At 65.1% G+C, this 26,946-nt stretch carries 26 protein-coding genes; 3 read left to right on the top strand and 23 right to left on the bottom strand.

Translation table 11 applies throughout. The annotated features are described in order from the left end of the window. The first annotated feature begins 180 nt into the window (after positions 1–180). Complete coding sequence (locus U5805_RS04800; RefSeq protein ID WP_322102293.1) at positions 181–1,194, top strand: LysR family transcriptional regulator; 1,014 nt, start codon at positions 181–183, stop codon at positions 1,192–1,194. Positions 1,195–1,266: 72 nt separating this feature from the next. On the opposite strand, the gene U5805_RS04795 is transcribed toward U5805_RS04800, so the two are convergent. The 10 genes from U5805_RS04795 to U5805_RS04750 all read right to left on the bottom strand — a co-directional run bounded on the left by U5805_RS04795 (position 1,267) and on the right by U5805_RS04750 (position 12,588). Further along, positions 1,267–2,283 carry an XdhC family protein gene (locus U5805_RS04795; RefSeq protein ID WP_322102292.1) on the bottom strand — a complete coding sequence of 339 codons (1,017 nt, stop codon included), beginning with the start codon at positions 2,281–2,283 and terminating at the stop codon, positions 1,267–1,269. 145 nt (positions 2,284–2,428) lie between these two features. Continuing rightward, entirely contained in the window at positions 2,429–3,622 is a 1,194-nt protein-coding gene (locus U5805_RS04790; protein ID WP_322102291.1) for a porin, read from the bottom strand. Between the two features lie 435 nt (positions 3,623–4,057). Continuing rightward, on the bottom strand, positions 4,058–5,041 hold the full coding sequence (locus U5805_RS04785) for an ABC transporter substrate-binding protein (protein WP_322102290.1): 984 nt from the start codon (positions 5,039–5,041) through the stop codon (positions 4,058–4,060). Positions 5,042–5,174: 133 nt separating this feature from the next. Beyond that, on the bottom strand, positions 5,175–6,806 hold the full coding sequence (locus U5805_RS04780) for a tripartite tricarboxylate transporter permease (RefSeq protein WP_322102289.1): 1,632 nt from the start codon (positions 6,804–6,806) through the stop codon (positions 5,175–5,177). A gap of 4 nt (positions 6,807–6,810) precedes the next feature. Then, on the bottom strand, positions 6,811–7,290 hold the full coding sequence (locus tag U5805_RS04775; RefSeq protein WP_322102288.1) for a tripartite tricarboxylate transporter TctB family protein: 480 nt from the start codon (positions 7,288–7,290) through the stop codon (positions 6,811–6,813). 64 nt (positions 7,291–7,354) lie between these two features. After that, positions 7,355–7,762, bottom strand: a complete 408-nt coding sequence (locus U5805_RS04770) for a PaaI family thioesterase (protein WP_322102287.1) — start codon at positions 7,760–7,762, stop codon at positions 7,355–7,357. Continuing rightward, a complete protein-coding gene (locus U5805_RS04765; RefSeq protein ID WP_322102286.1) occupies positions 7,759–9,306 on the bottom strand; it encodes a class I adenylate-forming enzyme family protein in 1,548 nt (515 codons plus the stop codon). The genes U5805_RS04770 and U5805_RS04765 overlap by 4 nt, the downstream gene beginning before the upstream one ends. Further along, a complete protein-coding gene (locus U5805_RS04760) occupies positions 9,303–10,619 on the bottom strand; it encodes a quinone oxidoreductase family protein (RefSeq protein ID WP_322102285.1) in 1,317 nt (438 codons plus the stop codon). Before U5805_RS04760 ends, U5805_RS04765 begins: the two co-directional genes overlap by 4 nt. A 359-nt stretch (positions 10,620–10,978) precedes the next feature. Beyond that, a complete protein-coding gene (gene yghU, locus U5805_RS04755) occupies positions 10,979–11,854 on the bottom strand; it encodes a glutathione-dependent disulfide-bond oxidoreductase (protein ID WP_322102360.1) in 876 nt (291 codons plus the stop codon). A gap of 29 nt (positions 11,855–11,883) precedes the next feature. After that, positions 11,884–12,588: a glutathione S-transferase family protein gene (locus tag U5805_RS04750; RefSeq protein ID WP_322102284.1), complete on the bottom strand. Its 705-nt coding sequence runs from the start codon at positions 12,586–12,588 to the stop codon at positions 11,884–11,886. Between the two features lie 146 nt (positions 12,589–12,734). Between U5805_RS04750 and U5805_RS04745 the strand changes: the two genes are divergently transcribed. Continuing rightward, entirely contained in the window at positions 12,735–13,334 is a 600-nt protein-coding gene (locus tag U5805_RS04745) for a TetR/AcrR family transcriptional regulator (protein WP_322102283.1), read from the top strand. Positions 13,335–13,704: 370 nt separating this feature from the next. Here U5805_RS04745 and U5805_RS04740 read toward each other — a convergent pair whose 3' ends face one another. Both U5805_RS04740 and U5805_RS04735 read right to left on the bottom strand, forming a co-directional pair. Continuing rightward, positions 13,705–14,406, bottom strand: coding sequence for a DUF1223 domain-containing protein (locus U5805_RS04740; protein WP_322102282.1), 702 nt, complete (start codon positions 14,404–14,406; stop codon positions 13,705–13,707). A 316-nt stretch (positions 14,407–14,722) separates the two neighbouring features. Next, a complete protein-coding gene (locus U5805_RS04735) occupies positions 14,723–15,703 on the bottom strand; it encodes an NmrA/HSCARG family protein (protein WP_322102281.1) in 981 nt (326 codons plus the stop codon). A 102-nt stretch (positions 15,704–15,805) separates the two neighbouring features. Here U5805_RS04735 and U5805_RS04730 point away from each other — a divergent pair, with 102 nt between their 5' ends. Beyond that, complete coding sequence (locus tag U5805_RS04730) at positions 15,806–16,705, top strand: LysR family transcriptional regulator (RefSeq protein ID WP_322102280.1); 900 nt, start codon at positions 15,806–15,808, stop codon at positions 16,703–16,705. Positions 16,706–16,890: 185 nt separating this feature from the next. Here the strand turns inward: U5805_RS04730 and U5805_RS04725 are convergent, their stop codons facing one another. The 11 genes from U5805_RS04725 to U5805_RS04675 all read right to left on the bottom strand — a co-directional run bounded on the left by U5805_RS04725 (position 16,891) and on the right by U5805_RS04675 (position 26,939). Then, positions 16,891–18,666, bottom strand: coding sequence for an IlvD/Edd family dehydratase (locus U5805_RS04725; protein ID WP_322102279.1), 1,776 nt, complete (start codon positions 18,664–18,666; stop codon positions 16,891–16,893). An 810-nt stretch (positions 18,667–19,476) separates the two neighbouring features. Then, the gene (locus U5805_RS04720; protein WP_322102278.1) at positions 19,477–20,181 is read right to left on the bottom strand and encodes an aspartate/glutamate racemase family protein; all 705 of its coding nucleotides are present in this window, start codon (positions 20,179–20,181) and stop codon (positions 19,477–19,479) included. A gap of 36 nt (positions 20,182–20,217) precedes the next feature. Further along, on the bottom strand, positions 20,218–20,919 hold the full coding sequence (locus tag U5805_RS04715) for a hypothetical protein (protein WP_322102277.1): 702 nt from the start codon (positions 20,917–20,919) through the stop codon (positions 20,218–20,220). 32 nt (positions 20,920–20,951) lie between these two features. Beyond that, positions 20,952–21,992, bottom strand: a complete 1,041-nt coding sequence (locus tag U5805_RS04710; RefSeq protein ID WP_322102276.1) for an asparaginase — start codon at positions 21,990–21,992, stop codon at positions 20,952–20,954. 41 nt (positions 21,993–22,033) lie between these two features. Beyond that, entirely contained in the window at positions 22,034–22,447 is a 414-nt protein-coding gene (locus U5805_RS04705; protein ID WP_322102275.1) for a non-heme iron oxygenase ferredoxin subunit, read from the bottom strand. Next, the gene (locus U5805_RS04700) at positions 22,444–23,382 is read right to left on the bottom strand and encodes a dihydroorotate dehydrogenase (protein WP_322102274.1); all 939 of its coding nucleotides are present in this window, start codon (positions 23,380–23,382) and stop codon (positions 22,444–22,446) included. Before U5805_RS04700 ends, U5805_RS04705 begins: the two co-directional genes overlap by 4 nt. After that, on the bottom strand, positions 23,376–24,245 hold the full coding sequence (locus U5805_RS04695; protein WP_322102273.1) for a dihydroorotate dehydrogenase electron transfer subunit: 870 nt from the start codon (positions 24,243–24,245) through the stop codon (positions 23,376–23,378). Before U5805_RS04695 ends, U5805_RS04700 begins: the two co-directional genes overlap by 7 nt. Further along, the gene (locus tag U5805_RS04690) at positions 24,242–24,865 is read right to left on the bottom strand and encodes a nuclear transport factor 2 family protein (RefSeq protein WP_322102272.1); all 624 of its coding nucleotides are present in this window, start codon (positions 24,863–24,865) and stop codon (positions 24,242–24,244) included. The genes U5805_RS04695 and U5805_RS04690 overlap by 4 nt, the downstream gene beginning before the upstream one ends. Continuing rightward, positions 24,862–26,163, bottom strand: a complete 1,302-nt coding sequence (locus tag U5805_RS04685; RefSeq protein WP_322102271.1) for an NAD(P)/FAD-dependent oxidoreductase — start codon at positions 26,161–26,163, stop codon at positions 24,862–24,864. The genes U5805_RS04690 and U5805_RS04685 overlap by 4 nt, the downstream gene beginning before the upstream one ends. A gap of 8 nt (positions 26,164–26,171) precedes the next feature. Then, a complete protein-coding gene (locus U5805_RS04680; protein WP_322102270.1) occupies positions 26,172–26,522 on the bottom strand; it encodes a cupin domain-containing protein in 351 nt (116 codons plus the stop codon). A 9-nt stretch (positions 26,523–26,531) separates the two neighbouring features. Continuing rightward, entirely contained in the window at positions 26,532–26,939 is a 408-nt protein-coding gene (locus U5805_RS04675) for a cupin (RefSeq protein ID WP_322102269.1), read from the bottom strand. Positions 26,940–26,946: the final 7 nt, after the last annotated feature.

Genomic DNA, 26,946 nt, shown 5'->3' with positions numbered 1-26,946 from the left:
ATCCCGTTTTTTTGATTACTTGCGACCATAAAAAACCAGGCATATCTTGGTGCGATAAAAAACAGGCGCACGCATTCACGATGCGCTGAAGATTGCCGCTATCGCTGCCGTTGCGAGGCAAGGCTTACCTGCGGCCGCCGATAGCCATGTCACGACGACGATGCCCCGCATCGGCGCCGCATGAGCACCAGAGTCAAGGCGACCCATTCAGACGAGGTATCTGAAACCATGGCAACGAGAAAAATATCGCTTCGCCACCTTCGCTGTTTCGTGGCGGTCGCCGACACCGGCTCATTCACGCTCGCGGCGGCGCGGCTTTACCAGACCCAGTCCTCGTTGACCGCTACCATCCAGCAGTTCGAGGAGGAGGTCGGGCTAAAGCTGTTCGACCGCACAACGCGCCGGGTCGTCATGACGGCCGACGCCGCGCGGTTCAAACCGGTGGCGGACCGCGTACTCCAGGACTTCGACACGGCCGTGGGCGATCTCCAGGCGATATCGCTGAGTCACCGCGGCCATGCACGCATCGCAGCCGTGTCCTCGATGGTCGAGCACGTCCTCACCCCTGCGCTGGCAGCCTTTCAGCGTTCGTATCCGGACATCACGATTTCCGTCAGCGACGGCAGCTCCGACAAGGTCGAGCGCGCGGTATTGTCGGGAGAAGTGGATTTCGGCATCGCCAGCCGCCTGAACAATTTTCCCGATCTCTCGTACCTGCCGATCGTCGGCGACCGCTTTGGCGTGCTCTTTCCTGCGGATCACCCGCTGGGCACCATAGAACGTCCGCTCAAATGGGCCGATCTCGTCGAGTTCAAGACGATTTCGCTGGCCAACGACACGGGAATCGGCGCATTCCTCGATACTCATCCGTCACTGGGAATGCACCATGCCAGCCTGACCGACCGCGCGTCGAGCACGACATCGCTATTCGCCATGCTCACCCTGGGAGGCCGCATTTCGGTGTTGCCCGAACTCGCGATGCAATCGGGGCCGCTCAAGAAGTTCTCGTTCCGGGAATTGACGGACCCCGTGGTCACGCGCGAGGTGTGTCTCATCACCCGGCAGTTGCGATCGTTCTCGCCCAATACGCAGCGGCTCGTCGACGCGTTGATCGAAACCATTCCGCCGGACTACCGCTGGAAAGACGCGGCAACCGGTGCCCGCAAAGAGCACCGGTCCACCGAGGCGGCATGACAGCGTTCATCACGGCCGCCTCATCACGGCCGCCCTGAGCCTCGTGCGGGACTCCGGCTGAAACGCGGGCAATCAGGCGCAGACGCTGGTTTGCGCCGCCGCCGCGATTGCCGACTTCGCACCGCTTACACGCCGGACATCCGCAATCCGCACGCCGTTTTTTTCGGCCGTCACTTCCGCAAGAATCGACAACGCAATTTCGGGCGGCGTGCGGCTGCCGATATAGATTCCGGCAGGCCCTCTCAGACGTGCGATCTGCCGATCGTCGAGATCGAAAAGCTTCAGTCTTTCACGACGCAGGGCGTTGTTGCGGCGCGAGCCGAGCGCGCCCACATAGAAAGCGGGTGAGCGCAGTGCCTCCATCAAGGCGAGATCGTCCAGCTTCGGATCGTGTGTCAGAGCAACGACCGCGGACCTCGCGTCCAGACGCATATCGACGACGGCATCGTCGGGCATGCTCTGCACGAGCTTGACGTGCGATATGGGCCACGCCTCCACGTATTCCTCCCGTGGATCGCAGACCGTGACCGCATAACCCAGACCCGTCGCGATCTCGCAAAGGTAGCGCGACAACTGCCCCGCGCCTATCACGAGCATGCGGTGCCGGGGACCGAGCACGGTCACGAGGCTTGCGCCGTCGAACCGCAGTTCGTCAGCCGCTCCCGCAGGCTCCAGACGAACGTTGCCCGTAACCATATCGAGTGCGCGCGCAACGAGTTCACCGCGTTGCAGCGCTTCGCACAACGCATCGAGCAAACTGCGGGGGCCGAGCGGTTCGAGCACGAGTTCCATCGTGCCGCCGCACGGCAGTCCAAAGCGATGCGCCTCTTCGGCCGTCACGCCATAGGTGACGAGTGCCGGGCGTGGGTTCCGGATGCCTTGCGAGCGTACCCCGGCGATCAGATCGTCTTCGATGCAGCCGCCTGAAACCGAACCCACCACGAGGCCATCGTCGCGGATGGCAAGCATCGACCCCGGCGGGCGCGGCGACGATCCCCACGTTCTGACCACCGTCACCAGCAGCACGCGGTGCGCTCCGCGCGCCCATGTTGCGGCGGCGTGCAGTACATCGTGATCGGCGTTGTCCATGGGGTGCTCCAGCATTTCGGCTGCTGTTCGTCCTGCGCGGGAACGTAGAACCCGCAGGCCGGCGGTCGACCGGACGCGGCAACGCGACGTCGCTCGACGGCAATGCACGACTCGCGCCGCCGCGCCGCCGCGCCGCGAACGTATCCTAGAAGCGATGCCGCATGCCAAGGCGGAAAAGCGCCTGATGGTTATTGGACGAGTCGCCGACGAGCGAGATGTCGGCAACCGCGGGCGCACCCGTGGAGTTCGTGCCGCTCGCGATCTGATAGGTCGCGGTCAGATAGACGTCGGTTCGCTTGGATACCGTGTAGTCGGCCATCGCGGAAAGCTGGTGATACGTCTGATCGCCGATATCCCCGCGCACCGCATTACCCTTCAGATAGTTGTACGCAAGCGAGAAAAAGACCGCCGGATTGAGCTGATACATTCCGTTGACTTCGGCGTCGTTGAAGGTCGCCGTTGCGCCGTTGTAGCGCCCGATGTTGCCGTAGCGAACGTTGGTCCACGCGCCGGCGACCGTGACCGCGCCGAAGTTGTACGAACCCGCCGCGCCGATGACCTGCCACGAGGTTGCCGGATTGGCGCCGCTCAGATAGCCCGAATTCAGGGAGCCGAACGCCGTGGTGGTCGCCGGCGCGACGGCATTCGCGTTGCCGTTCAGGATGGCCCCGGCATTCGAAGGATTCTTGAATAGCTCGTACACGACGCCAAGCGAAACCGGGCCTGCACGGTATCCGACACCGCCGGAAAACCCGCTGTTCCGCGACACGGCACCCGCGACCCCGCCCAGCGTCACCGTCCCGCCGAACGTCAGGCCGCCGAAGTTCGGCGAGATGTACTTGATCGTATTGTTCGCGCGGGACTCGTGCGTGGTGTTGTCGAGGTCGCCGGGGTGCGCGAGCCCGCTGCCATAACCGGCAAGACCAAAAGTCATGTAACCGATGTAGTCGTTCACGCTGTCGTACTGGCGGCCGAGCAGCACGCTACCCAACTGCTGGCTGCTCAGCCCCACGAACGCCTGGCGGCCGAAAGCCGTGCCGCCCTGCCCGAAGCTTCCGGAATTGAGGTTGATGCCGGACTCGAGCGTGAACACCGCTTTCAGGCCACCGCCCAGGTCTTCCGCCCCCTTCATGCCCCAGCGGCTGCCCGAAGGACCGGCGAGCGAATCGAGATTCCACAACCGGCCTCCGACATTGCGGCCACCGACCACATTCTTGTTGTTCGTATTGAACTGAAGGCCTTCGTCAATGACGCCATATAACGTCACCGTGCTTTGGGCATACACCGGCATAGCCGCGGCACTGCCCAGCGCGGCAATGGCAAGAACACGCTTTTTCATCCGTTACTCTCCTTTCCCGTATTCACCTGCGGATTTCCCGGCGCGAAAGACTGGATTTCCGCGAATTAATTAATTCGTTGTACTTATTTAAATGCGCGAACGATTGACTCGATAACTCCGTTGAACTCGCACAATTCATCTGCGGGACGGCAACTACGGGTCGATTATAGGTTCGACAATCGGCGAAAAATAAACACAACTAATATCCGCTTATTGTTATCTTTTACCGATAGATGAATCGCGCCGTCTCTTTCTCCACGGCACGGCGGACGGTGCGCCAGGCGGCAGGCGGGAGATCGTTGAAGCTGTGCGCCGCGAAGCGCCCGCGTGGCAATCAGCCCTATGCTTTTTCAAATGAACAGAGCTGTCGATCCGCGACTGAACCGACAGCTCCGGGCAAGGTACGAACTCAGGTACGGACAATCAAGCAGACAATCAGGTGCGGAAAGTGCCCCGCTTCGTTCCTTCCGAGAGATCGAGGAACAGTTCGTTCATCGCGATCATTCGCCGGATCAGCCCCTGTTCGTGTGAATAGCCCATCAGCGTCTCGATGTTTTTCACGTTCGCGGCGCTCAGGCCATATTCCCAGGGGTCGTCGCCGAGCAGCGCATCCTGTTCCTCGAGCGCTTCCTGATACCAGGCGAGCGGCGCGACGCGAGGATTGCGCATGCGCTTCATCCCGATGGCCTTGGCCTGCTCGAAAGCCTTGGCAAGGCTGCGGGGCACCCACGGATGCCGCTCCACCACTTCCTGCTTCAGTCCGACGAAATGCATGATCGGAAAGATTCCGGTGCGCTCGTAATACTCGATCTCGGCGGCCTTCGGATTTTCGAAGAGCCGTCCCACGCGCGGGTCCTTTCTCACGATCGGCTCGATGATATCCGGGTGCAGCAAGGCGTCGAGTTCGCCTTCGGCCAGCATCGTCTCGACGGACTGGTCATCGCGCACGCGCGTGAGTCTCACGCCTTCGGGCGGCCGGAAATCCAGGTCTTCGTCCAGGTCCGAATACCAGTCGATCGACCGGTGCGGCACCCCGTACTCGTGCTCGAGCATCCCGCGCAGCCACAGCACGGCAGTGACCTGGTACGCCTTCACGCCGATCTTCTTGCCGATCAGGTCAGCCGGTTTTTCGATGCCTTTGTTACGGTTGATGTAGATGAACCCATGCCGGAAACGACGGTGGGGAAATACCGGAATCGCGCGGAACGGCAGATCGCGGTCGCGCGAAACGATATAGGACGAGGCGGAAATCTCCGCGGCGTCGAACTCGTTGTTGCGCAGAAAGCGCCAGTGCCGGGTAATCGAGTCCATCCCGGTTAGCACCGTCAAGTCGATGCCTTCGGCCTGTACTGTGCCGTCCCTGAGCGGGCGCGTGATCTCGTAATCGCCAACGGCCAGTGTCAGTTGTATCTTCTTCATGCTCGATGCCTCTTGTTTTATCTACACGGAATGCAGTCGCACCACGCGACGTTGCAGGCCATTCATTCTCGCCATGCCGCTTCGCGGCTGTGCCCGTCTGCTAAAAAGAAATCATGCTCGACCGTGCCCCGCATTACCGCGCGTTCAGAAAGCGGTTGCCCTCGCGCTCGGCAGGATTTTCGGCCTGCGCGGGTGCCGATGCCGGTGTCGATGCCGGCGTCGATGCCGGCGACGATGCAGGTGTCGATGCCGGCGTCGACGGGCCGCGCTTGCGCCGGCTTCGCCCGAAAGCCGCGAAATACATCTGCGCAAGCACGAGAATGGCGCTCGCGGCAAGAAAGCCCGCGCTCACGGGATGCAACACGAAAACGGAAAGCTGGCCGTGAGAAAGCAGAAGCGCCCTGCGGAAATTTTCTTCCAGCATCGGCCCGAGAACATATCCGAGAAGAATCGGCGCAACCGGGAACTTCAGTGCGAGCAGCACCGCGCCCAAGAGGCCGAAGAGAAGCACCTCGCCAACCTCGAACAGGCTGTTGTTGGTGGAATACACGCCCACCGCGATAAAGAGAAGCGCCGTGGGATAAAGAAACCGGTAGGGCACCTGAAGCACCTTGACCCATATCTGGATCAGCGGCACGTTCAGCAGCACGAGCAGCACGTTGCCGATCCAGAAGCTGGCCACGAGTCCCCAGAAAATGTCGGCGTGCCGGCTGATGAGCAGCGGGCCGGGCTGCACCCCATGAATGAGGAGCGCGCCCAGCAGCAGGGCCATGATGGGATCGCCCGGAATGCCGAGGCTCATCGTCGGAATGAAGTCCACCTGGGTTTTCGAATGCGACGACGCCTCGGGGGCGGCCACGCCTTCGAGCGCGCCCGTGCCGAACCGCTCGGGCGACTTCGAAATCCGCTTCTCCAGCGCGTAGGCAATGAACGTGGTGATCGTCGGCCCCGTGCCCGGCATCGCACCGAAAACCGTGCCCACCGCCGTTCCGCGCATCATGGGCCACAACGCCTGCTTCATCTCGCGGCGCGTCGGCCGCATGTCGCGCAGCCGCACCTTCATGCCGGACCCCACGACGTGCATGCGGTTCACGTTGCGCAGGAACTCCGCCACGCCGAACAGTCCCAGCGCCAGTGCCACGAGCTGAATGCCGTCGGCCAGCTCCGGAAACCCGAAGGTAAACCGGATCGTCCCGGAATTGATGTCGATACCCGCCGCGCCGATCAAGAGCCCCAGCACGGTCATGGCGACACCCTTGACCGGCGAGCCGGTGGACATGGTGCCGCCGGCCAGCAGGCCGAGCAGCATGATGGAGAACAGCTCGCTCGGACCGAAGCTGAACGCGAGCCGCACCAGAAGCGGCGACAGAAAGATCATGACCACGATGCCCACCGAGGCCGCGAAGAACGACGACATCATGGTGATGCCGAGCGCCGCGCCGCCGCGCCCCTTGCGCGTCATCGGGTAACCGTCGAGACAGGTGACGGCGTGGGGCGGATGGCACGGCAGATTCAGCAGGATCGCACCGATCGCGCCGCCGTATTGAGAACCGTAGAACACCCCGGCCAGCATCAGGATGGCGGCGACCGGATGCATCGAATAGGTCAGCGGCAGCAGAAGGGAAATCGCCGACAACGGTCCCATGCCCGGCAACACCCCGATCAGGTTGCCGATCACGACGCCAAAGAACGACCACATGAAATTGTGCCATTCGAATGCGACGCCGAACCCATGCCACAGGTCAGTCAGAGATTGCAAAGCCATCGGTTTAGCCCCAGCTGAATAACGGGAACGGAAGTTTCAGCGCCCACCAGAACAACACGACCGCGATCGCGCAGATCGCGATCGCGAGCAGGAATGCGGAGCGCACGGTGTTGTCGCGGTCGCCCAGCGCGGAAACAAAGACGATCGCGAAAGTCGCGGGCACCAGCCCGCCGTAACGCCCCAGAACGAGGAACGCCAGGATGCCCAGCGTGATGCAGATCCATCCGCGCCACTCGGGCGGGAGCACCTCCTCTTGCGGCCCGGCCGCGTTTTTCCTTGCGCCGGCCGCGATGACCAGCCCGAGGAGCGCAAGGACGCAGCCCAGTGCGACCGGAAAAAAGCCGCTTTGCATGTGCGTCACCGTGCCGACGCCGTACTGCATTCCCTGCACGACTGCGCCGAGGCCGATCAGCAACATCAACGCGCCGCCGTAATAGTCGCGCGTGTACTCCGTCACGAAACGTCTGTCCCCGCTCTCTGACATGGATTACCTCGATAGGGTGGGAGGAAGGAGCCGGTCCAGCGCGAGCCGGCTCCCTGCCCGTGCATCAGCCCCCTTTCGGCGCGGTGACGTAGGCACCGCGGCCACTGGCGACGATGCGCCGGCTGTCGTCGAAAACCTCAGCCTCGCACACCGAAAATTGCTTGCCCAGCTTGATCACGCGCCCTTTCACCACGAGGTCGCATTGTTTCGTCAAGCGGTGGTAATCGACGCGCATGTCGATCGTCGGCACCGGATGCCCGATGCTGCCGAGCAGGGCGAAGTCGGCGGCAAAATCGATCAGCGCCGCGAGAATGCCGCCGTGCGTCTGGCCGAGCACGGGATTGGCCACCCATTCCTCGCGCCAGATCGCCTTCGCCGTAATGGTGTCCGGTCCCAGTTCCAGCACCTGAAGGCCGAGCCAGCGCAGATAGGGACCGCGCGAGACCAGCGCCTGAGCCTCTTCGAGTGTCATGCTCTCTCCGCGCGTGCCACGGCCACGGCGCCGGATTGCGCCTCGGGTTCGGCCCGGCTGAATTCGAGCGCCTGCGCCGTGATCGTCTTGCGGTCGATCTTGCCCACGCCGTTGAGCAACAACTGCTCGACGAAAATCACCCGGCGCGGGTACTGATACGGCGGCGCGTTCTTCAGCGCGTGGTCCTTCACGTCCTTCTCCGTGAGCGTCGATCCTTTGCGCTTCACCACGTACGCATAGGGAATCTGGTGCTTGACCTCGTCGGGCACGGGCACCACCACCGCCTGGTCGATGTCGGGATGACGTTCGAGCATCAGCTCGACTTCGGCCGGATAGATGTTGTTTCCGCTGCACACGAACATGTCGTCCGAGCGGCCGATGAAGTAGTACCAGCCGTCGGCGTCGCGTCGCAGCACGTCGCCCGTGTTGAACCAGCCGTCCTTCAACCGGCGCTCCATCTCCGCCGGATTGTTGTGATAGCCGTTCATCATGCCAGGCCCGCGCACGTGCAACACTCCGAAGCTCTCGTCGGGGCCGCCCACGAGCCGGAACTCGTTGCCCGAGATCGGATAGCCGATCGAGTGACGGGGACGGGAAAGCTTGCGCGGATGCGAGCCGAACAATGCGGCGCTCGTCTCCGTAATGCCGAAAATGCAGATGATCTCCGCGTTCGGCAACAGCTTGGCCACCGCGTCGATCAGTTCGTCCGACGCCGGCGCACCGCCCATCGTCGCGAGCCGCACAAACGAGAAGTCCTTGCCTTCGAGCAGATCGCGCTGCTGGAGGATCATCGCGAAGATGGTCGGCACGCCCGAGAGAACCGACACCTTGTAACGGCTTACCGCTTCCAGATACGCGCGCGGCTCGAACTTCTTCATCAGCACGACCGTCGAGCCGCCGACGAACACCGACTTGATCGCGTTCATCGCATGCTTGTGGTAAAGCGGCGCGGCGACGATCATGCGGTCCTCGCGGCTAAAGCCGCGGTCACGCGAAATCGTCTCGGCAACCCAGACGTGCGCGCGGTGCGACAGCACCACGCCTTTGGGCCGGCCGGTCGATCCCGACGTGTACGGCTGGAAAGCCACGTCATCGCCCTGAGGCACGATGGCCTCGAACGGTCCCGGCTCCTTGAACGCCGCATAGTCCGCACTGTCGACGACGATGCGCGGCGTGTCGCCGGGCAGCTTCGCGCTCAGCTCCGCGTCGCAGAACACCAGCTTGAGCGCCGCGTCGTTCACGATCCATTCGATCGTATCCTTCGGCAGCAAAATGCCCATCGGCACCGGAATAACGCCCGCGCGCATCGCGCCATAGAACGTCTCCAGAAACTCGAGACGGTTCGAGCAAAAGATGCCGACGCGGTCGCCCTTCACGAACCCGCGCGCGACGAACCCGCGTGCGATCGCATCGCACGAGGCGTGAAACGTCGGATAGTCGACCTCGCGCGGATTCTCGCTGTCCCACAGGTCGATGATGGCGGGCCGGGCCTCGTTGCGGTATTCGTCGCCGATGCTGCCCAGATTTTTCAGAACCTGACTCATGGCTTGACAATCACCTTTCCAAAAATGCGTCGATCTTCGAGCAGGCGGATACCCTCGCCGGCCTGCTCCAGCGGGAACTTCGATTCGATCACGGGTTGCAGCTTGCCCGAGGCGACGAAGTCGAGACAGGCGCGAATGTCGTCGGGCACGTAGGCACGCGAGCCGATGATGTCCACTTCCCGATGCCAGACGTAACGCACGTCGATTTCGCTGATGTGCCCGATCGTCGAGCCGCAGGTGAGAATCCGGCCGCCCGTTGCCATGCAGCGCTGGGTTGGAATCCACGTGTCGCCGCCGGTGAAATTGACCGCGACGTCCACACCTTTCTTGCCGCTCGCCGCCCAGACGGCTTTGGAGAAGTCCGGGTTCTCCGAATAGTTGATCGTGTGATCGGCGCCCAGCTCGCGCAGCTTGCGCGCCTTTTCTTCGGTGCTCGTACACACGAAAACCTCGGCGCCCGTGAGTTTCGCGAACTGGAGGCAGGCCACGCCAACCCCGCCGCTGGCGCCGAGAATGAGGATCTTCTCGCCGGCCTTGAGCTTGCCGCGCGTGAACAGCATGCGGTGCGCCGTGCCGTAGGCAATGGGCAGCGCGGCCGCGTCGTCGAAACTGACGCCGTCCGGGATTTCGATCAATTGCCGCTGGTCCGCCGCAATGAATTCACAGAGGCCGCCATTGCCGTTTTCGCCAAGCACGCCGCCCTCGGGAAAGCGAGGAAACAGCACCACCCGCTTGCCGATCCACTCCTTCGAGACGTCCGCGCCCACTTGCCGGACCACGCCTGCGATATCGCCGCCCGGAATGCGCGGCATCTGCGTTTTGACGTCCGGCATGCCGTGCATGACAAAGACGTCCATGTAGTTCAGCCCGCAGGCGGCTACCTCGACCAACGCCTGATTGGCGGTCGGAAGCGGGACGGCCCAGGTGTCGTGCTTAAGCTTGTCAACCCCGCCATGCTCCTGAAGGGCCATGACCTTCATCGTCGAACTCACAAATTCCTCCGCTGTACGTTGGGTCAGTCGAAACGATGTTATGCGACTGATTTTTTTATGACAAACAAGGAAATAACGAGGATTGATCGTCTGCGGCGATAAATAATGGCGCGCGTTCTGGAGCGGAAACCGGGAATTCACCGAGGCTCCGGGCCGCGCCGGAAGGCTCAGGAGAAGCGCGGCAGCGGCCGTCCGATCAGCCCCGCGCGCTCTGCCCCAACGTGGTCTTGATCCCCGGAACGTGCGTTGCGGGAGAGCATCTGCGACACGCGGCCGTGGCAGGGATTGCTTTGCGGGCGCGCGAAGAAGAATCGGCGGCAAACCCGGAGGACGAGGCGAGTCCTGAAAGCGCTGGTGACGCGGCGAGGCGATCGGCTTGCCTGCCGATCCGCATCGCTATTTAGTTTGGGTGCTGTGCGCTTTCCTGCCGTTCTTGCGGCAAAGCGCCAAGAGAGCGCGCCTCCGAAGGCGGAGGGACGCTCAAGGCACAGGACTGTTGTGGTCTAGCGGGCGGAACGGATAGTCCGGTTACGGACGCGCATGCCGAAAGCCCCACGAGATAGTTCGTAGTCCGTAGATTTGGAAAGAAGCCTTGCGAGTACGCCGTGGATAAACGACGTCAACCGGCTGCGCCGAGCCGGTAATGCCCGCCATCGTGAAACCGCGCAGGCTTGCGAACCTCAACGCTTCCCTTCCAGCTTGTCTTGCGTCGAGGTTTCGAAATCGCGGGCGTCGTGCCGCTCGCGAAGCTGTTCCGACAGCTCGCCGCTCGTTCTGTTGACCATGCGCCCCCGGCGCACCGCCGGCCGTGCGAGCAGCCTGTCGGCCCAGCGTTGAACGTGGCGGTAGTCCTGCACCGAGAGGAATTCCGCCGCGCCGTACAGCCAGCCCTTGACGAGCCCGCCGTACCAGGGAAACACGGCCATGTCGGCAATGGTGTAGGCGTCGCCGGCAAGGTATTCGTGGTGGGCGAGCCGGCGATCGAGCACGTCGAGCTGGCGCTTCACCTCCATCGTGAAGCGATCGATCGCGTATTCGATCTTCGCGGGCGCATAGGCGTAGAAATGGCCGAAGCCGCCGCCCAGATACGGCGCGCTGCCCATCTGCCAGAACAGCCAGTTCAACGCCTCGGTACGCGCTGGGGCCTCGCGAGGAAGGAAGGCGCCGAACTTTTCGGACAGATACAGCAGGATCGAGCCCGATTCGAACACGCGAACCGGCTCGGGGCCGCTGCGATCGAGCAGCGCCGGAATCTTGGAGTTCGGATTGATGTCCACGAAGCCGCTGCCGAACTGATCCCCTTCGCCGATACGGATCAGCCACGCGTCATATTCCGCGCCGGCATGTCCGGCCGCAAGCAGCTCCTCGAGCAGGATCGTGACCTTCACGCCGTTCGGCGTGCCCAGCGAATAAAGCTGCAACGGGTGACGGCCGACCGGCAAGGTCTTCTCGTGCGTCGCCCCGGCGACGGGCCGATTGATGTTCGCGAAAGCGCCGCCGCTGGGCTTGTTCCAGGCCCAGATTCTGGGGGGAAGATAGTCGTCAGAGTCCGCCATGCTCGTCTCCAGGTTCATGTGGCCCGCGCTCATGCAGCCGGGGGATAGTTGGACGGAAACAGCGCGCGCCGGGTTTCCTCGTCGTTGACCTTCTTGAACTCGTGCTGCGCGGCGAGCGCCCTCGCACGCGCCGCCGCCGGCCGCGCATCAATCGTTTCGAACAGCCGCTTGAGGTTCGGAAAAGCTCCCAGCGGATCTTCCGTACCCCTAAGCACCCGCGAGGCGCGGTCGAGCCAACCCCAGGCCGAGATATCCGCAATGGTGTACGTCTCGCCAACGAGGTAGTCCCGCCCTTCCAGATGATCGTTCAGAACCTGGTAGTGGCGCTCCGCTTCGCGCCGGTAACGGTTCACCGCATAACCGAGCCCTTCGGGCGCGGCGAACTGAAAATGCACCGCCTGCCCCGAAAAGGGACCGAGGCCCGATGCGAGAAACAGGAGCCACGAAAGCAGTTCGGGTTTATCTTCCGGCGCGCCGAGCAGCTTGCCGGTCTTTTCCGCGAGATAAAGCAGAATAGCCGTGGAATCGAACACGCGCGCCGCCTTGCCGCCCGGCGCTTCCGTGTCGACGATGGCCGGCACCTTGCCATTGGGATTGACGGCGCGGAATTCCGGCCGGTGCTGCTCTCCCTTGCTCGTATCGACCGGGATCATCTCGTAGGGCAGTCCCGTCTCCTCGAGAAAAAGCGCGACCTTGGCCGGGTTCGGCGTTGGATGAAAATAAAAGCGAATCATGGCGGTATCTCAGTGGTGAAAGGAAACCCTCGAAGGAAACCGTCGACGCATGCCGCGTCTTCTCGTTTTAGAACAGCCATTCTATAATCGCCCATTGCCGTAAAACTGGCAAGCGCATTGCGCGACGACGGAACAGGTGACAGAAAATGGCGAGACCCAGGGAATTCGACGAAGAGGCCGTGCTGGACGCAACGATGCAATGCTTCTGGCAATTCGGCTACGAAGCGACGTCGGTGAAAGACCTCTCGGCAAGAACGGGGCTCACCGCCGCCAGCCTTTACAACGCTTACGGCGACAAGCGCGGCCTCTTCCAGGCGGCGCTCGACCGCTACGTGAACGAAAGTATCGGCAAGCGCATCCGCCGCTGCGAAGCGCTGCCGCCCCTCGAAGCCATTCACGCGTTCTTCGACGAGATCCTGCACCGCTCCTTGCACGACCGCCAGCACAAGGGCTGCATGCTCGTGAACTCCGCGCTGGAGGTCGCGCCGCACGATGCGGAGTTCCAGAAGATCATCGCCGGCGTGCTCGGCCGTATCGAGCGCTTTTTCCTCGGGCGTCTGCGTGCCGGTCAAGCCGACGGCACCATTTCGCGCGCACAAACCGCCGAGGTTTTCTCGCGGCATTTGCTGGGCGTTCTGATGGGCGTACGCGTTCTGGCCCGGGTTCGTCCACAAAAAGCGTTGCTGCAAGGCACTGTCGCCCCGGCGCTCGCGCAGCTCGAACCATCGAAAGAAGTTTCGATCTGATGCGCGCGACGCCAACGCGCCCTTCGTGCGACGCGCATGGAAAATGGCAGATCGCGCAAACTGCGCTGTCACCGAAGCGCACGCTCCGGCGAACTACCGACCTGCCTCCGGGGCTTTTTTCGAAGCACGGAAAGTCGCGCAGCGACCTCGCCTGCGCGTCCGTCGAGCGCGCGTCCTTGAGCAGCATCAGGCCGATGCCGCGCCGATGCCACGCCGATGCGACGATTAGCTACGCGAGCACGCCGACATTCCCGCCAACCCTCGCGCTTTCCGCTGATTCAAGCTGGATACGTCGCCAATGCGCACCGCAACGGACGCGCGGGTTGCGCGCCGTTACGCGGCCAACGGACTCGACGTTGCAAACGCACGCTCAGCGCGCGCCATCGTCCACCCGCGCCGCGCCGACAATCGCGCCATCCGGCGACTGGATCAGGACGGCGGCCCGTTCACCGGCGGGCAGCGTTGATTCGAGCGTCAACGGCGCGCCCCGCCATTCGCCGATCGGTTCGATCGACCGCACGATATTGGATTCGCCGAGCGCGCGGCCGGCATTCTCGCCGCGCCCGACCTTTGTCACATGCCCCGGGTCGTATCCGATCAGCAGAACCGTTCCCCTGCCGGCGCCCGCGCCCACCTTGACCGAAAGCGTCGTGCCCGCGCGCGCGCCGCTCACCTCCACATGGGTCCGATCCGCGTCGCGCGCCGCCGCGATCGCCGCCCCGACCGCGCGGCGATCCGAACCGACCAGCGCCTGGCGCCCGTCGATCACCATTTCGGGCGTGTAGGAAAACTCGCGAAAACGGGCGGCATAGGCGGCCTGCCGCTGCGTCGCCGCCTCCAGCGACCACGGGTCCTTCCAGCCGAGGCTGTCCCAATACGTGACGTGAAACGCGAGCGGAAACACCTCCGGGCCGTCATGCGCGAGTTCCGACAAATAGGCGTCAGCCGGAGGGCACGAAGAACAGCCTTCCGACGTGAACAGCTCGACGACGACAGGCCGTGCCCGCGCCGCGGCCGGTGCGGCGAAAAAGAGCGGCAGAAGCAGCGCGACAGCAAGGGAGCGTGCAAGCATGACGAACCTCGAATAAGCGCATTACGCCTGAACGCGATGCGGCACGCCCGGCGACGACGGCCGCGCGCGCAGGGCTTGGCGGCGCGACGGCGCAACCGGCAGCGAAATCTCTTCGCATCGTTCCTTGCTTATTCGTTCGGCGCGCCGGGCGGGTTACAGTCGACGTCGTTTTTTTGGCGATCTTCGTGGAAGACGCTGCTCGCAGGCGCTGCGAGATCGCGCGTATCAAAACGGGCGCCAGCCCCGATGCAAGGCGCGACCCCACGGCCTTCGTCTTTCAAAAGCAGCAAGCCGTACCGGCTACGTCCACTCCCGCTCATTCGCCCGCCGCGAGCCCGAAGCCGGCGCGCTCTCCGCGCCAGCCGTTGCGCCGGAGGAAACCTTCCCACGTCAGGGCGCTCGGGTCGTTTTGCCGGCTCCATGCCAGGTCTCGTTCCGGCGCGTAGTACCCGTATTCGACCGCGTAGGTGACCATTCCCACCAGTTCCTGCACCAGCCACTCGTCGGCGGCGAATGCGGGGAAGTGATCGAGCAGTTCTTCCCGCGTATAAGCCGAGGCATAGTGCGCCCTTCGGCCGCTCACGCGCACGAAGGTCTCGACGATCTCGCGCGGCGTCAGGATCTCTCCGATCACCGGCAAGGTTCGGCCCGAGTAAGTCTCTGGCGCGTCAAACTGCGCCAGCACGGCCGGACCGGTTGCGGTCAGCGGATCGACAAACGGCATGGGCGCATCGGGAGGCAGATAAACGGCGAAACTGAGGCTGCCGTCCGGCTCTGGCCGCGGCACGTAGTATTCGAGAAAGTTGCTGTAGAAGAAAGCGAGCTGAACGAAGGAAGTGCGCAGCGGCAGCGTGCGCAGGTAATCCTCCACCCGCGCCTTTTCGGTGAAGTGCGGCACCCACAACGTGCCGCCCGTGCGAGCTTCGACGTTTTCGAGGCTGCTCCAGACGATATGCTCCACACCGGCGGCGCACGCCGCATCGGCCAGTTCCATTCCCAGCGCCAGTTCCGGTTGGCCCGGCGGCGGCACCGGGGCGATGGGCGGCGTCATCAGAAAAGCGCCCTGCGAGCCGCGCATCGCCGCGACGAGTTCGGCCTGACGGCCAGCCTCCAATGGCGCGACGACAATCTCGGCGCCGCGCTGCGCCAACGCGCGGATTGGCGCGCTGTCCGCGCTGCGCGTAAGCGCGCGCACGCGATAGCGGCCGCTATCCAGCAGCGCGCGCGCCACGCTGCGGCCCTGCTTGCTGGAAGCGCCAGCGACCGTGACGAGGGGCAAGGAATCCGACCACGACATGAAGCTTCTCCATAAAGGCGCTCGACACGCGCCGACACGCCTAGTGTGGGCAAAAGCTGCTATAGAGTGAAATCATCGTTTTTATTGCCTGCTATCCAATCCATGGATACCAAACGACTCGACCTGAATCTGCTCGTCACGCTCGAAGCCCTGCTGGTGGAAAAGAACGTGACGCGCGCCGCCCGCCGGCTGCACCTGAGCCAGCCGGCGGTGAGCGCCCAACTGGCACGCCTGCGAGACCTGTTCGGCGACGCTTTGCTGATTCCCGCGCAACGCGGCATGACCACCACGGCGCTCGCCGACTCGCTTCTGGCGCCGTTGCGCGACGCGCTCGACCAGGTGCGCGGCACCGTGTCCCGGCATGGTCGATTCGATCCCGCGCGAACGCCGCTTACGGTGGCGATCGCCTGCACCGACTATCTTCAGGCCGCGCTCGTTCAGCCGCTCGTGCTGCAATTGCGGCAACACGCGCCCGGCGTGCGAATCGCGCTGCGCACCCTGGACATGCCGCGTCTGGGCACGCACATGGCCCACGGCGAGGTCGATCTCGCCCTGATGACGCCCGGCGATGCCCCGCCCGGCCTGCGCAGCCGCCACCTGTTCGACGAGCGCTACGTGTTGATCGGCCGCCGCGATCATCCCAAGCTGCGCCGCAAGCTCACGGCTGCGCAGTTCGCGCAGCTCGAACATGTCATCGTGTCGCTGCGCGGCGGGGACTTCACGACGCCCGTCGACGGCGCGTTGACGACGCTCGGCCTGCGACGCAACGTGGTGCTCTCCGCGACTTCATTCCTGTTCGTGCCGAATATGGTGGCGCGTTCAAATCTCGTGGCGTTGGTGCCGTGGCGGCTCGTGCGCGATCAACAGGAGACGTTGCGGATCGTCGAATGCCCGGTGCCGGTGGCGGGTTTCGCGGTGAGCATGCTGTGGCACGAGCGCAGTCATGCGCACGCGGGCCACCGTTGGGTGCGGGAGACGCTCGGGGCGCTGGCTGACGGCTGAAGCGCGCGTGGAAGGGCTCAAGCGCGAGGCGCGGCTCCCCGACGTCGTGGAAGAAAACGCGGCCATCGTGCGCGCCATTCGCGCCATTCGCGCCATTCGCGCCATTCGCGTCATGCGCGTCATTCGCGCCATTCGTGTCATGCGCGCCACGCGCAGCGCCGGGGTAGCTCGCGCCACGCAACGCCTTAAGCGTCGGAATTCGGGACCGTCCCGCGCCGCTCCTCTGCCCGAAGAAAGTCGAAATCGACACCTTTATCGGCCTGCATGACCGTTTCGAGGAACAGCTTGCGGTATCCGCGTCCCGCCGCCGGTATCGTGACCGGGCGGGCCGCGGCGCGGCGCGCCAGTTCGTCAGCGGACACAAGCAGTTCGAGCGCGCGCTGTTCGACGCTCAGGCGAATGCGGTCCCCGGTTTCCACGTAGGCGAGCGGGCCGCCGATGGCCGCTTCGGGCGTGACGTGCAGCACGATGGTGCCGAACGCCGTGCCGCTCATGCGGCCGTCCGAAATGCGCACGATGTCCTTGACGCCCGCCCGCGCGAGCTTGCGCGGAATGGGAATGTAGCCCGCCTCCGGCATGCCGGGCGCGCCTTTCGGGCCGATGTTCTTGAGCACGAGAATATCGTCGGCGTTCACGTCGAGATCGTCGCGGTCGATGCGCTCGGCCATGTCCTCCATGTTTTCGAACACCACCGCGCGCCCCGTATGCTCCATGAGCTGCGGGTTCGCCGCCGACTGCTTGATGATCGCGCCGGCCGGCGCGAGATTGCCTTCGAGCACGGCGATGCCGCCTTGCGGATAGATGGGCTGATCGAACGGCCGCACCACATCTTGAGCAAAGCGCTCGCCCGCGCGTTCGATTTCCTCGCCGAGCGTGCGGCCCGTCACGGTCAGCGCGTTCAGCTTCAGCAATGGCCTCAGCTCGCGCAGCAATGTCGCCATGCCGCCCGCATGGTGAAAATCTTCCATGTAGTGCTGCCCGGAAGGCTTCAGGTCGACGAGCACGGGCGTTCCGCGTCCCATGCGGTCGAGCGCCTTGAGGTCGATATCGAGGCCGCAGCGGCCCGCGATCGCCGCCAGATGGATGATGCCGTTGGTCGAGCCGCCGATGGCGAGCAACACGCGCATGGCGTTTTCGAATGCCTCGGGCGTGAGAATCCTGTCGATGGTGAGGCGATCGCGCGCAATGCGCACCGCCTGTTCGCCGGTGCGCTCGGCCACGCGCATGCGGTCGGCGGTCACGGCGGGCGGCGACGCGCCGCCCGGCACCGTCATTCCCAGTGCTTCGGCGATGCAGGCCATCGTGCTCGCGGTGCCCATCACCGAGCAGGTGCCCACGCTCGCGACGAGCTGGTTGTTCACGTCGTCGATTTCGGCGGCGTCGATCTCCTCGGCGCGAAAGCGTCCCCAGTAGCGGCGGCAATCGGTGCATGCGCCGACACGCTCCGAGCGGTGCGAGCCCGTCAACATCGACCCCGTGATGAGCTGGATCGCGGGCAGACCGGCCGAGGCCGCGCCCATGAGCTGCGCGGGCACCGTCTTGTCGCAGCCGCCGATGAGCACGACCGCGTCCATCGGCTGAGCGCGCAGCATTTCCTCGGTGTCCATCGACATGAGGTTGCGCAGATACATGCTCGTCGGCGCGGCGAAGCTCTCGTGAATCGAGATCGTCGGGAAATCCATCGGCAGGCCGCCCGCTAGCATCACGCCGCGCTTGAGGGCCTCGATGAGCTGCGGCGCGTTTCCGTGGCACGGATTGTAGGCGCTGCCGGTGTTGACGATACCCACCACGGGGCGGTCGAGCGCGCCGTCCGTATAGCCCGCGCCCTTGATGAACGCCTTGCGCAGGAATAACGAAAAGCCGTTGTCGCCGTAGTGGGTGAGGCCGCGGCGCAGGCCGGTCTTATCGGCGGAGGAAGCGTCGACTGCGCAGTCGCGGCGTCGTTCGGTTTTGTCAGCCATGGATCGCCTTCCGTACGAAAGAGGTTCGGAGTTCGGAGCGCCCCGGAGCGCGAAACGACACGACACGACAAAGCGGCAAAGCGACAAAGCGGCAAAGCGGCAAAGCGGCAAAGCGGCAAAGCGGCAAAGCGCATAGCGGCGTAGCGCGTGTGCATTCGTCGTGGGGATCGCGTTCCGCGTCGCGTCATCGGGCACTCAAAGCGCGAGTGTGTCCAGCCGTTGCCCCACATGGTGCGCCAGTTCGCGACGTGCGGCCAGTCGGAACCGCACGCAATGCCCCCACGCCGCTGCCACGAGCGCGCGGGCGCAGGGAATCGTATCGCGATAGGGTAACGCTTCGCCGCTTGTCCGGTACGCGGCCGGGAACTTGACTCACGCGGGGCGTTCCACAACGGCCTCGTTTCGGCGTGCGGCAATCCCTCTCTGGCTGAAGCGATCCGTAATTCGGCGCAAATTCGGCGCAGAAAGTACACGGTGCGCGCTTCTACACGTCGGCGAACGATACCGTCTTTCGCCGGCGCGCGACGAGCATGCGGCCATAGTCGAAGCAATCGCAAGCGGCCGCCGCGGCGAACGCGTTGCGCCGCGCCGCAATCATCTGGGGCCTTCGCCCGACACCTACCTCGCCGCCGTGCGTGCTATGCCGCAACTGAGCATCGGCACGGACGCTCGTGCTCGTGACGATGCGGCGCTATCGAAAAGCGCTATCGAAGCGAAGCGGGGTTCTCTGGCTGCCGCGATTCAGGTTAGAGGCGACGCGCCCGCACATCGCCATCCACACTCGGGGCGCGTATCAACTCGACGCCTTCCTCATCCGTCGAGTAAAACGCCGTAGCCCGGCGACCGCACGCGCAACTCCAGTTTTCGGAGGCAGTGCCAGAGCAACGCGGCGTTGCTCGCAATCACGGGGCGCCCCACTTCCTTTTCGATGGCCGCGATCACGCCGCTCACGCGGATGCCCGCGCAACTGATCAGCACGGCGTCGAATTCGCGCGGCAAGCGCGTGGCAATGTCGAACCACACTTCGGGCGGCAACGTACCCTGCTCGAACGGCGTGCGGCATGCACGACTCGCCTCGGCTTCGACCTTCAAGCCGTGCTGCGCCAAGAACGTGCGCTCCGCCGCCACGACATGCTCGCCGTAGGCCGTCACGAGTCCCAGCTTCTTCACGCCCAACGCCTCGCACGCCGCCAGCACGGCTTCGATTGTCGTGACCGCCGCGATGTTCGTCGCGGCTTTCACCCGGACGTTGATCGCATCCGGGCCGTTCACGACGCCCGCCGCCGTGCAATTCGTCGCGATCAGATCGACTTTGGCGTCGGCGAGCAGTTGCGCGTGGGCTTCGATATCGTCGATCAACGTGCGGTCCGATGCGATGGACGTGTCGCGAAACGGCAGACGCGTCGTGACGAACTGCACCCCTTCGGGCGCCATTGCCTGAATCTCGAAGTCGCACAGGCCGCCCGACGGATACAGATGACCGATGCGCGCGAGATGGCCGAATCCGATGCTCATGCCTCGCTCCCTTAAAAGCGCTCTCCGGGTTTCGCGCTAGGCGAACAGCTTCGTGCGCGCCGCCATCGGATGATGGATGTTGCTGCCCTCGAACGGCGGAAACGCTTCGAAGTCCTGACGCATGGCGTGACGCACCGGCGAGTGCATCGCCTCGGTAATCGCCTGCGCGCTGTCGAACATGAGCTTGTTGCGCTGCATGTAATGCACGCGGCTCCACGGCATGGCGTCGAGCCAGTCGATGCGCGTGAAAATCTCGATCTCGCGCACGCCCGGAAAGTCGAACATGATCTGCGGATGATGCGTGAGGTAGTAGTTGATCCACGCGTCGAAGTCGAGCGCGCGGCCGGGATAATGCACGTGAAACTGGCAAGGCAGCGCGCCGGCGGGCACGCGCGCATCGGCGTCGGCCACCGGGAACGGACGGCGCAGCATCGCCTGCTGCTCCACGCGGCACCCGGCGAGACTCGGCAAAGGCGCGGTGGCCAGCGCCTCCAGATGGCCGCCCGCCGCAATCGGCGCTTCGAGATCGAACACCGTGCCGTAGTCGAGCTGCATCGCGAAGATCGGCGACGGACCGTCCTGCGTGTAGTAATCGTCGGCGGATTCGGGCGTATACAGGCGCGAGCGGCGCAGCGCCGGCGTCGTGTCGACGATGGCGGCGATGCGTTCGAGGTCGGCAACGGCGATGCGCGCCGCCGGGTCCGGATGCACCCAGGTAACGAGATACGAGAACTGCATGAGTCGAAGCTCCTCTTTGCGTGCCGTGACGTTCACAATCCCAGCAGGACGGTTTGAATGTGCGCGCGCCGCTGCGCTCGGTCGGCGCACTGGGCGTCGCCCGACGTGAGCGCGAGCATCAGCGCGATGCGCAGCTTATGCGGCGCGAGATCGCCGCCCGCGATCACGCCGTCGCGTGCGAGAAATGCTTGCGGCGGCACCACGCCGCGCGGCGCACGGCTCGACTGCACGACCACCACGCCCGCCTCCACGGCCTTGCGGTACGCCGCCGCCTCGCCCGCCGCGGGCCGGCCCGGCACGAGTCCCGCGCTGACGATGCCCGCGCTGCCCGCCGCCACCAGCGCGTCGATGGCGGCGCCGTCCGCGCCCGCGTAGGAGATTGCGATATCCACGCGCGGCAACGCGCACGGCGCGTCCGATTCGAGCAGCGCGCGCGAAAACCATGCCGTAGCGCCGGCGCGGCGCGTTCCGGCCGCGCCGCGCCGCCAACTGATGCGAGCGTCGGGCTCGATGCGGGCAAGCGGCCCATAGCCCGGCGCTTCGAACGCGTTCAACTCGAAGCTCGCGGCCTTGGTGACGTCGCGCGGCGAGAACAGCCACCCGTCCATCGCCACGAGCACGCCGTGTTCGGCGCTGCGCGGGTCGCGCGACGCCGCGATCGCACCGCGCAGATTCGCGAGCACGTCGCTGCCCGCGGTGTTCGCGGGACGCTGCGCGCCCGTCACGATCACGGGCTGCGCGATATCGAGCGCGAGTTGCAGAAACCACGCCGTCTCTTCGAGCGTGGCCGTGCCGTGCGTGACGATAAAGCCCGTAATGGACGGATCGGCGAGCGCCGTGCGGCGGATCAGACGCGCGAGTTCGAGCCAGTCCGCGGGCTGAATCGCCACGCTGCCTAGACTGCGAAACGTCACCGGCACCAACTCGACGTCGGGCGCGAGTTCGCCGAGCGTCGCAAGCAGCGTGCCGATCGGATGCACCACGCCGCTTTCGGAATATTCGATCCAGTCGAACGGCCCGCGCGCCTGCATCGCGAACGTGCCGCCCGTGCCGATCACGGCGATCTTCGGCATGCGGCTGCTTTTCGTTTCAGTCGATAAGGAAGCCATCGTTTTTAGCGGCTCAGGCGAACATGGAGTTGGCCGTCGTCGATACGCACCTCGTGGCGGCGCGTGTCGCGCACGATCGGCGCGGACACGCCCTTGCCCGTGCGCACGTCCACGAGACCGGCGTGCAGCGGGCATTCGATTTCGTGACCGTCGAGAAAGCCTTCGCTCAGCAGCGCATTGCCGTGCGTGCAGATATCGTCGAGCGCGTGAATCTCGCCGTCGACGCGAAAAAGGCCCACTTTCACGGCCCCGATCGTCACGCCCAGGCAATCGTTGTCGCCGAAGCAGGCATCGAGCGCGCCGATCCGGTGCCATCCGTCGGCGCTTGCCGTCGCGGCCGCCGCGCCCCCGCTCGCCACGGCGGCTTCGGCGGCCTGAACCGTGCGGCCGCACACGGCGGCAATCGGAATGACTTTCATAGCGCGTAGTCCTTTTGCAGATTGACGACGTCGTGACGCTGCATCGCCCCGGTCAACTCCGCCACGCGCGCAATGCCGCGCTGCTCGCAAAACGTGCGCATGGCTTCGATCATGCGCGGCATGGCATTCGGCGTGACGAAGTTGGCCGTGCCGACCTGCACGGCCGCGCAGCCCGCGAGCATGAACTCGATCGCGTCTTCGGCCGTACTGATGCCGCCGCAACCGATCACGGGAATCTCCACGGCTTCGGCGCACTGATACGCCATGCGCAGCAAGATCGGCTTGGTGGCCGCGCCGGTCAGGCCGCCCATGACGTTGGCCACGCGCGGCTTGAAGGTGCGCACGTCGATCGCCATGGCAAGAATCGCGTTGCTGCACACGAGGGCGTCGGCGCCGGCGGCTTGGGCGGCCAGCGCGACTTCCACCATGTTGCCGGCGTTCGGCGTCATCTTGACCCACACCGGAATGCGCGTGCTCGCCTTCATCGCGCTCACCACCTGATACGTGGCTTCCGGGTCCATGCCGAACGCCTGGCCGTTCTTTTTCAGGTTCGGGCACGACACGTTCGCCTCGATCGCGGCGATGCCGCTCGTGCCGAGGCGCGCGGCGAGTTCGCCGAATTCGCCCGCCGAATTCGCGGAAATGCTGCCCACGATGGGCGGCGTATAGCGCTGGTAGAACGGCACCGTCGTGTTGATGTAGTAGTCCGCGCCCTTGCTCGGAATGCCGATCGAAAACAGCGTGGCGTCCTTGAATTCGGCGACGCGCGGCGGCGGCACCCCTTCGCGGATATCGGCGGTGATGGTCTTGGTGACGATCGCGCCGAGGCAGTTGAGATCGAACACGCGCGCGTTGCCGTCCGCGAACGTGCCCGAGGCGGGCATGACGGGATTGGCGAGCGTGAGCCCGCCCACCTTGACGCTCAGATCTACCATGATGTCGTTTCCTGCAAGTCGAATACGGGGCCTTCCCAGCACACGCGCCGGAAGGTCAGGCGGTCGGAGTCCGCATGCTCGCGGAACGGGCGCACGCACGCGTAGCACGAGCCGATGCCGCAACCCATGTGCTGCTCGATGGCGGTTTGCCCGGCCACGTCCCACGCTTTGCCGAGTTTCTGAAGCAGCTTGAGCAGACGATTCGAGCCGCACGTCGAGAGAAAGTCGAACGGCGCCTGCGCGTGCAGCGCTTCGAGTTGCGCCTCGAGGCGCACGGGATCGCTGCTGCCGTCTTCGTCGGTGACCACATGCACGGTCGCGCCCGCCTCGCGCAAGCGCTCGGCGGACATCACCAGCGCCGGGCTGCGCGCGCTCAGCACGGCCGTCACGCGCGCGCCCTGCGCGATCGCGAACGCGGCCAGCGGCGAAAGCGTCGCGAGCCCCACGCCGCGCGCGACCAGCAGCACGTGGCGCGTGCCTTCCGGCAGCTCGAATCCGCGCCCGAGCGGCCCGAGCGCGTCGAGCGTGTCGCCGGGTTGCAGCGTGGCGAGCCCTTGCGTGCCGGTGCCCTGCACCTTGTAGAGAAACTCGACGGTGCGCAGCAGCGGGTCGGCGCCGTAGACGCTCATCGGCCTGCGCAGGAACGACGTACCGGACGCGCCCGGCGGGCACGCGAGATGAAAGAACTGGCCCGGCCGCGCGCACGCGGCGCCCGCGGGCGCGGCGACGATCATGTGCCGGTATTCGGCGTTGATGGGCGAATTTTGCAGCACCTCGCACGCATGTTCGGCGATATCGAGCGCGGCGCCGCCGCGGCACGATTCCGTGTGGGTTGCGCACGGCGACGCAATGACTTCGGTCATGACTGGGTGTCCTCGGTGCGGGCGACGCGCGTGGCGTCGAGATCCGCGAAATTTCCGGCGATCGGCAGCGGGCCGTCGGCCAGGGTCATCATGTGGAGCGCTTCGAACTTCATGTAACGGATCAGCCAGAGACCGCTCGTTTCGTCGCGCCGGTAATGCTCGGTCGTTACGGCCCCGAGCCATACCGCGCCGGGGTCCGCATCGGCATCGGCATCCGCGCCTTCGCGCAGGGCGATCTGCATGAGCCGCCAGTTGGCCCGCGCCTCGCCGCCTTGCACGTCCACGCACAGCGTTTCGCTCACGTAGTAGTGCATTGCGAAACGCCACGGCGAAGCGAGAAACCAGCGCTCGATGGCTTCGCGCCCGACGAGATCGCCTCCAAATCCGTTGCCGCCCGCCCACACGGCGTCGGCGGTGAAACAAGCGGCCTGGCGGCGCGCGATTTCCGCGAGCGCCGCGCCGTCGCGCTTGCGGTAGCCGTCGTACTTGGCATCGGCGAGCGCGCCGTAATGCGCCTTGAGCGCGCGAATGGCTTCGATCGCTTCGAGACGCCCGACGCGCGCCTCCAGCGTTTCGTTGCCGGCGCGCGCGTGCGCCATTCCCATCGACAGGACGCTCATGCGGCAAGCTCCTTGAGCGTCGCGCGCGGATCGGCAAGGCGCGCCGGATCGACGCGAGCCGCGCTCGCCACGAGCTTTTCGAGGAAGCGCCGCTCGCGGCCCGCGTTCACCAGCACGCCCGACACGACGCGGCCGTCGCGCACGCCCAGCGCGGCGCACGGTCCCGCACCCGGCTCGCCGCGCAGCACGACTTCGTCGCGCGGATCGGGCTGCCCGACGACCTGGATGTTGTTGCCGAGCTGATCGGTCCACATCCACGGCGTTTCGCGATACGGCTGCGCGCAGCCCACGATCGCCTGCGCGACCGCGAGCGCCTGGTTCTCGGCGTTGCGCCACGTTTCCTGACGCAGACCGCCGCGCCCGCCCGCGCCGTCGAGCACGTGCGCAACGTCGCCGACGGCGTAGAGCCACGGCGCATTGGGACTGCGGCAGGTTTCGTCGACGTCGACGCCCTGGCGTGCCGCGAGCCCCGTGCCCGCGAGAAACGCCGGCGCGCAATCCACGCCGATCGCGATCAGGACCGTGTCCGCCGCAACGTCGAACGCGTCTTGACCCGCGCGCGGCCGGCAGCGCACGACGTAACGGCCGGCGGCGCATTCCGCGGCTTCGGTAATCGCCTCGACGCCCACGCCCAGTTCGACACGCACGCCGCGCGCACGATGTTCGCGCAGCAGCCATTCGGACATCACGGGCGGCAAGCAGCGCGAAAGCACGCGCTCCCCCGCTTCGAGCACCGTGACCGGCACGCCCAGATCGAGCGCCGACGACGCCACTTCCATGCCGATCACGCCCGCGCCCACAATCGCGAGACCGCGGCTTTGGCGCAGCGCGCGGCGCAACGCCAGACTGTCGTCGACGGTACGCAGCAGATGCACGCCCGGCAAATTTGCACCGGGAATCGCGCCGTCGCGCGGCGAGCCGCCCGTGGCCACGACGAGGCGATCGAATGGCACTTCAACGCCTTTCGCGAGCGTGAGCACACGCTGCGCGGCATCGAGCGCGACGACACGATCGTACACACGCTCGACGCGCGCCGCGCGCAACGCCGAAGGCTCCCAGAACGCAGCGGGCGCGAGCACGATCGGCGAATCGTCGATGCGCGGTTCGTGTTCGCTCGTCAGCCATTCCTTCGACAACGCGGGCCGCTCGTACGGCGCATGACGTTCGTCGCCGATCAACGTGATACGTCCCGCGAAATTCAGCGAAACGAGTTGCTGCACCACGCGGCCGCCGGCATGACCCGCGCCCGCCACCACGACATGCAGCGCGTCGTCGGTTTGCGATTGCTCGTGACTCATGTTCGCGCTCACACCGCCGTGCCGGCGCGATACAGCACGCCTTTCGCGCCAAGGCACGTAAAGCGGCGCGGCTCGCGCGGCGGAATCAGGATCGCCTCGCCCGCGACGAGCCGATAATGCTCGCCCGCCGCGTCGATATCGAACTCGCCTTCGAGAATCGCGACAACCTCCTCGCCGCGCGTTTGCGCCGCTTCATCGCGCGTTTCGCGCGGCGCGAATACGGCAAACTCCGTCGTCAGACACGCGCCTTCGGCACGCAGCGTCTGACTCGCGGCCTGCGGATCGCGCCAGCGTTCGGCCGCGTTCACACTCGTGCATTGCGCGGTCTCGCCCGTCACCGTTTCAGCTTGTGAATTCATCTGCATTCCTTATGATCGAGCGGCGAGCGGATAATACGGGGTGTCGTCCTGCGCGCCGTATTCCGCGCGCGGCGGCGAGACCACGTTCAACCTCATGCTCACGCCCTGCGCGCCGTACCGGTTCTTGCCGTAGTGGCTGAGCCCGGCGGGAATGATCATCGCGTCGCCTTGACCCAGCGTGCGCTCGACGTCGGGCGTACCGGGGCGCACCTCGAAAATGGAGCACGAGCCGAGCACCTGCAACGAGGCTTCCTCGCCGTGATCGTGCGCCTTCGCGGGCAGGTTCGTGCCTTCCTGCTCGACGAATTTGATGACGGCCACGCTCATCGTCTCGCCGATCATCGTCTTCATGTAGAGGCCGTTTTCGACCACGGTCTTGAGTCCGTGGTCGATGCCAAATACGCGGCATTTCGCCATTTTTCTC

This window comes from Paraburkholderia sp. J41 (assembly GCF_905220235.1).
Classification (GTDB): domain Bacteria; phylum Pseudomonadota; class Gammaproteobacteria; order Burkholderiales; family Burkholderiaceae; genus Paraburkholderia.
This window is presented reverse-complemented; position numbering and strand designations above follow the sequence as displayed.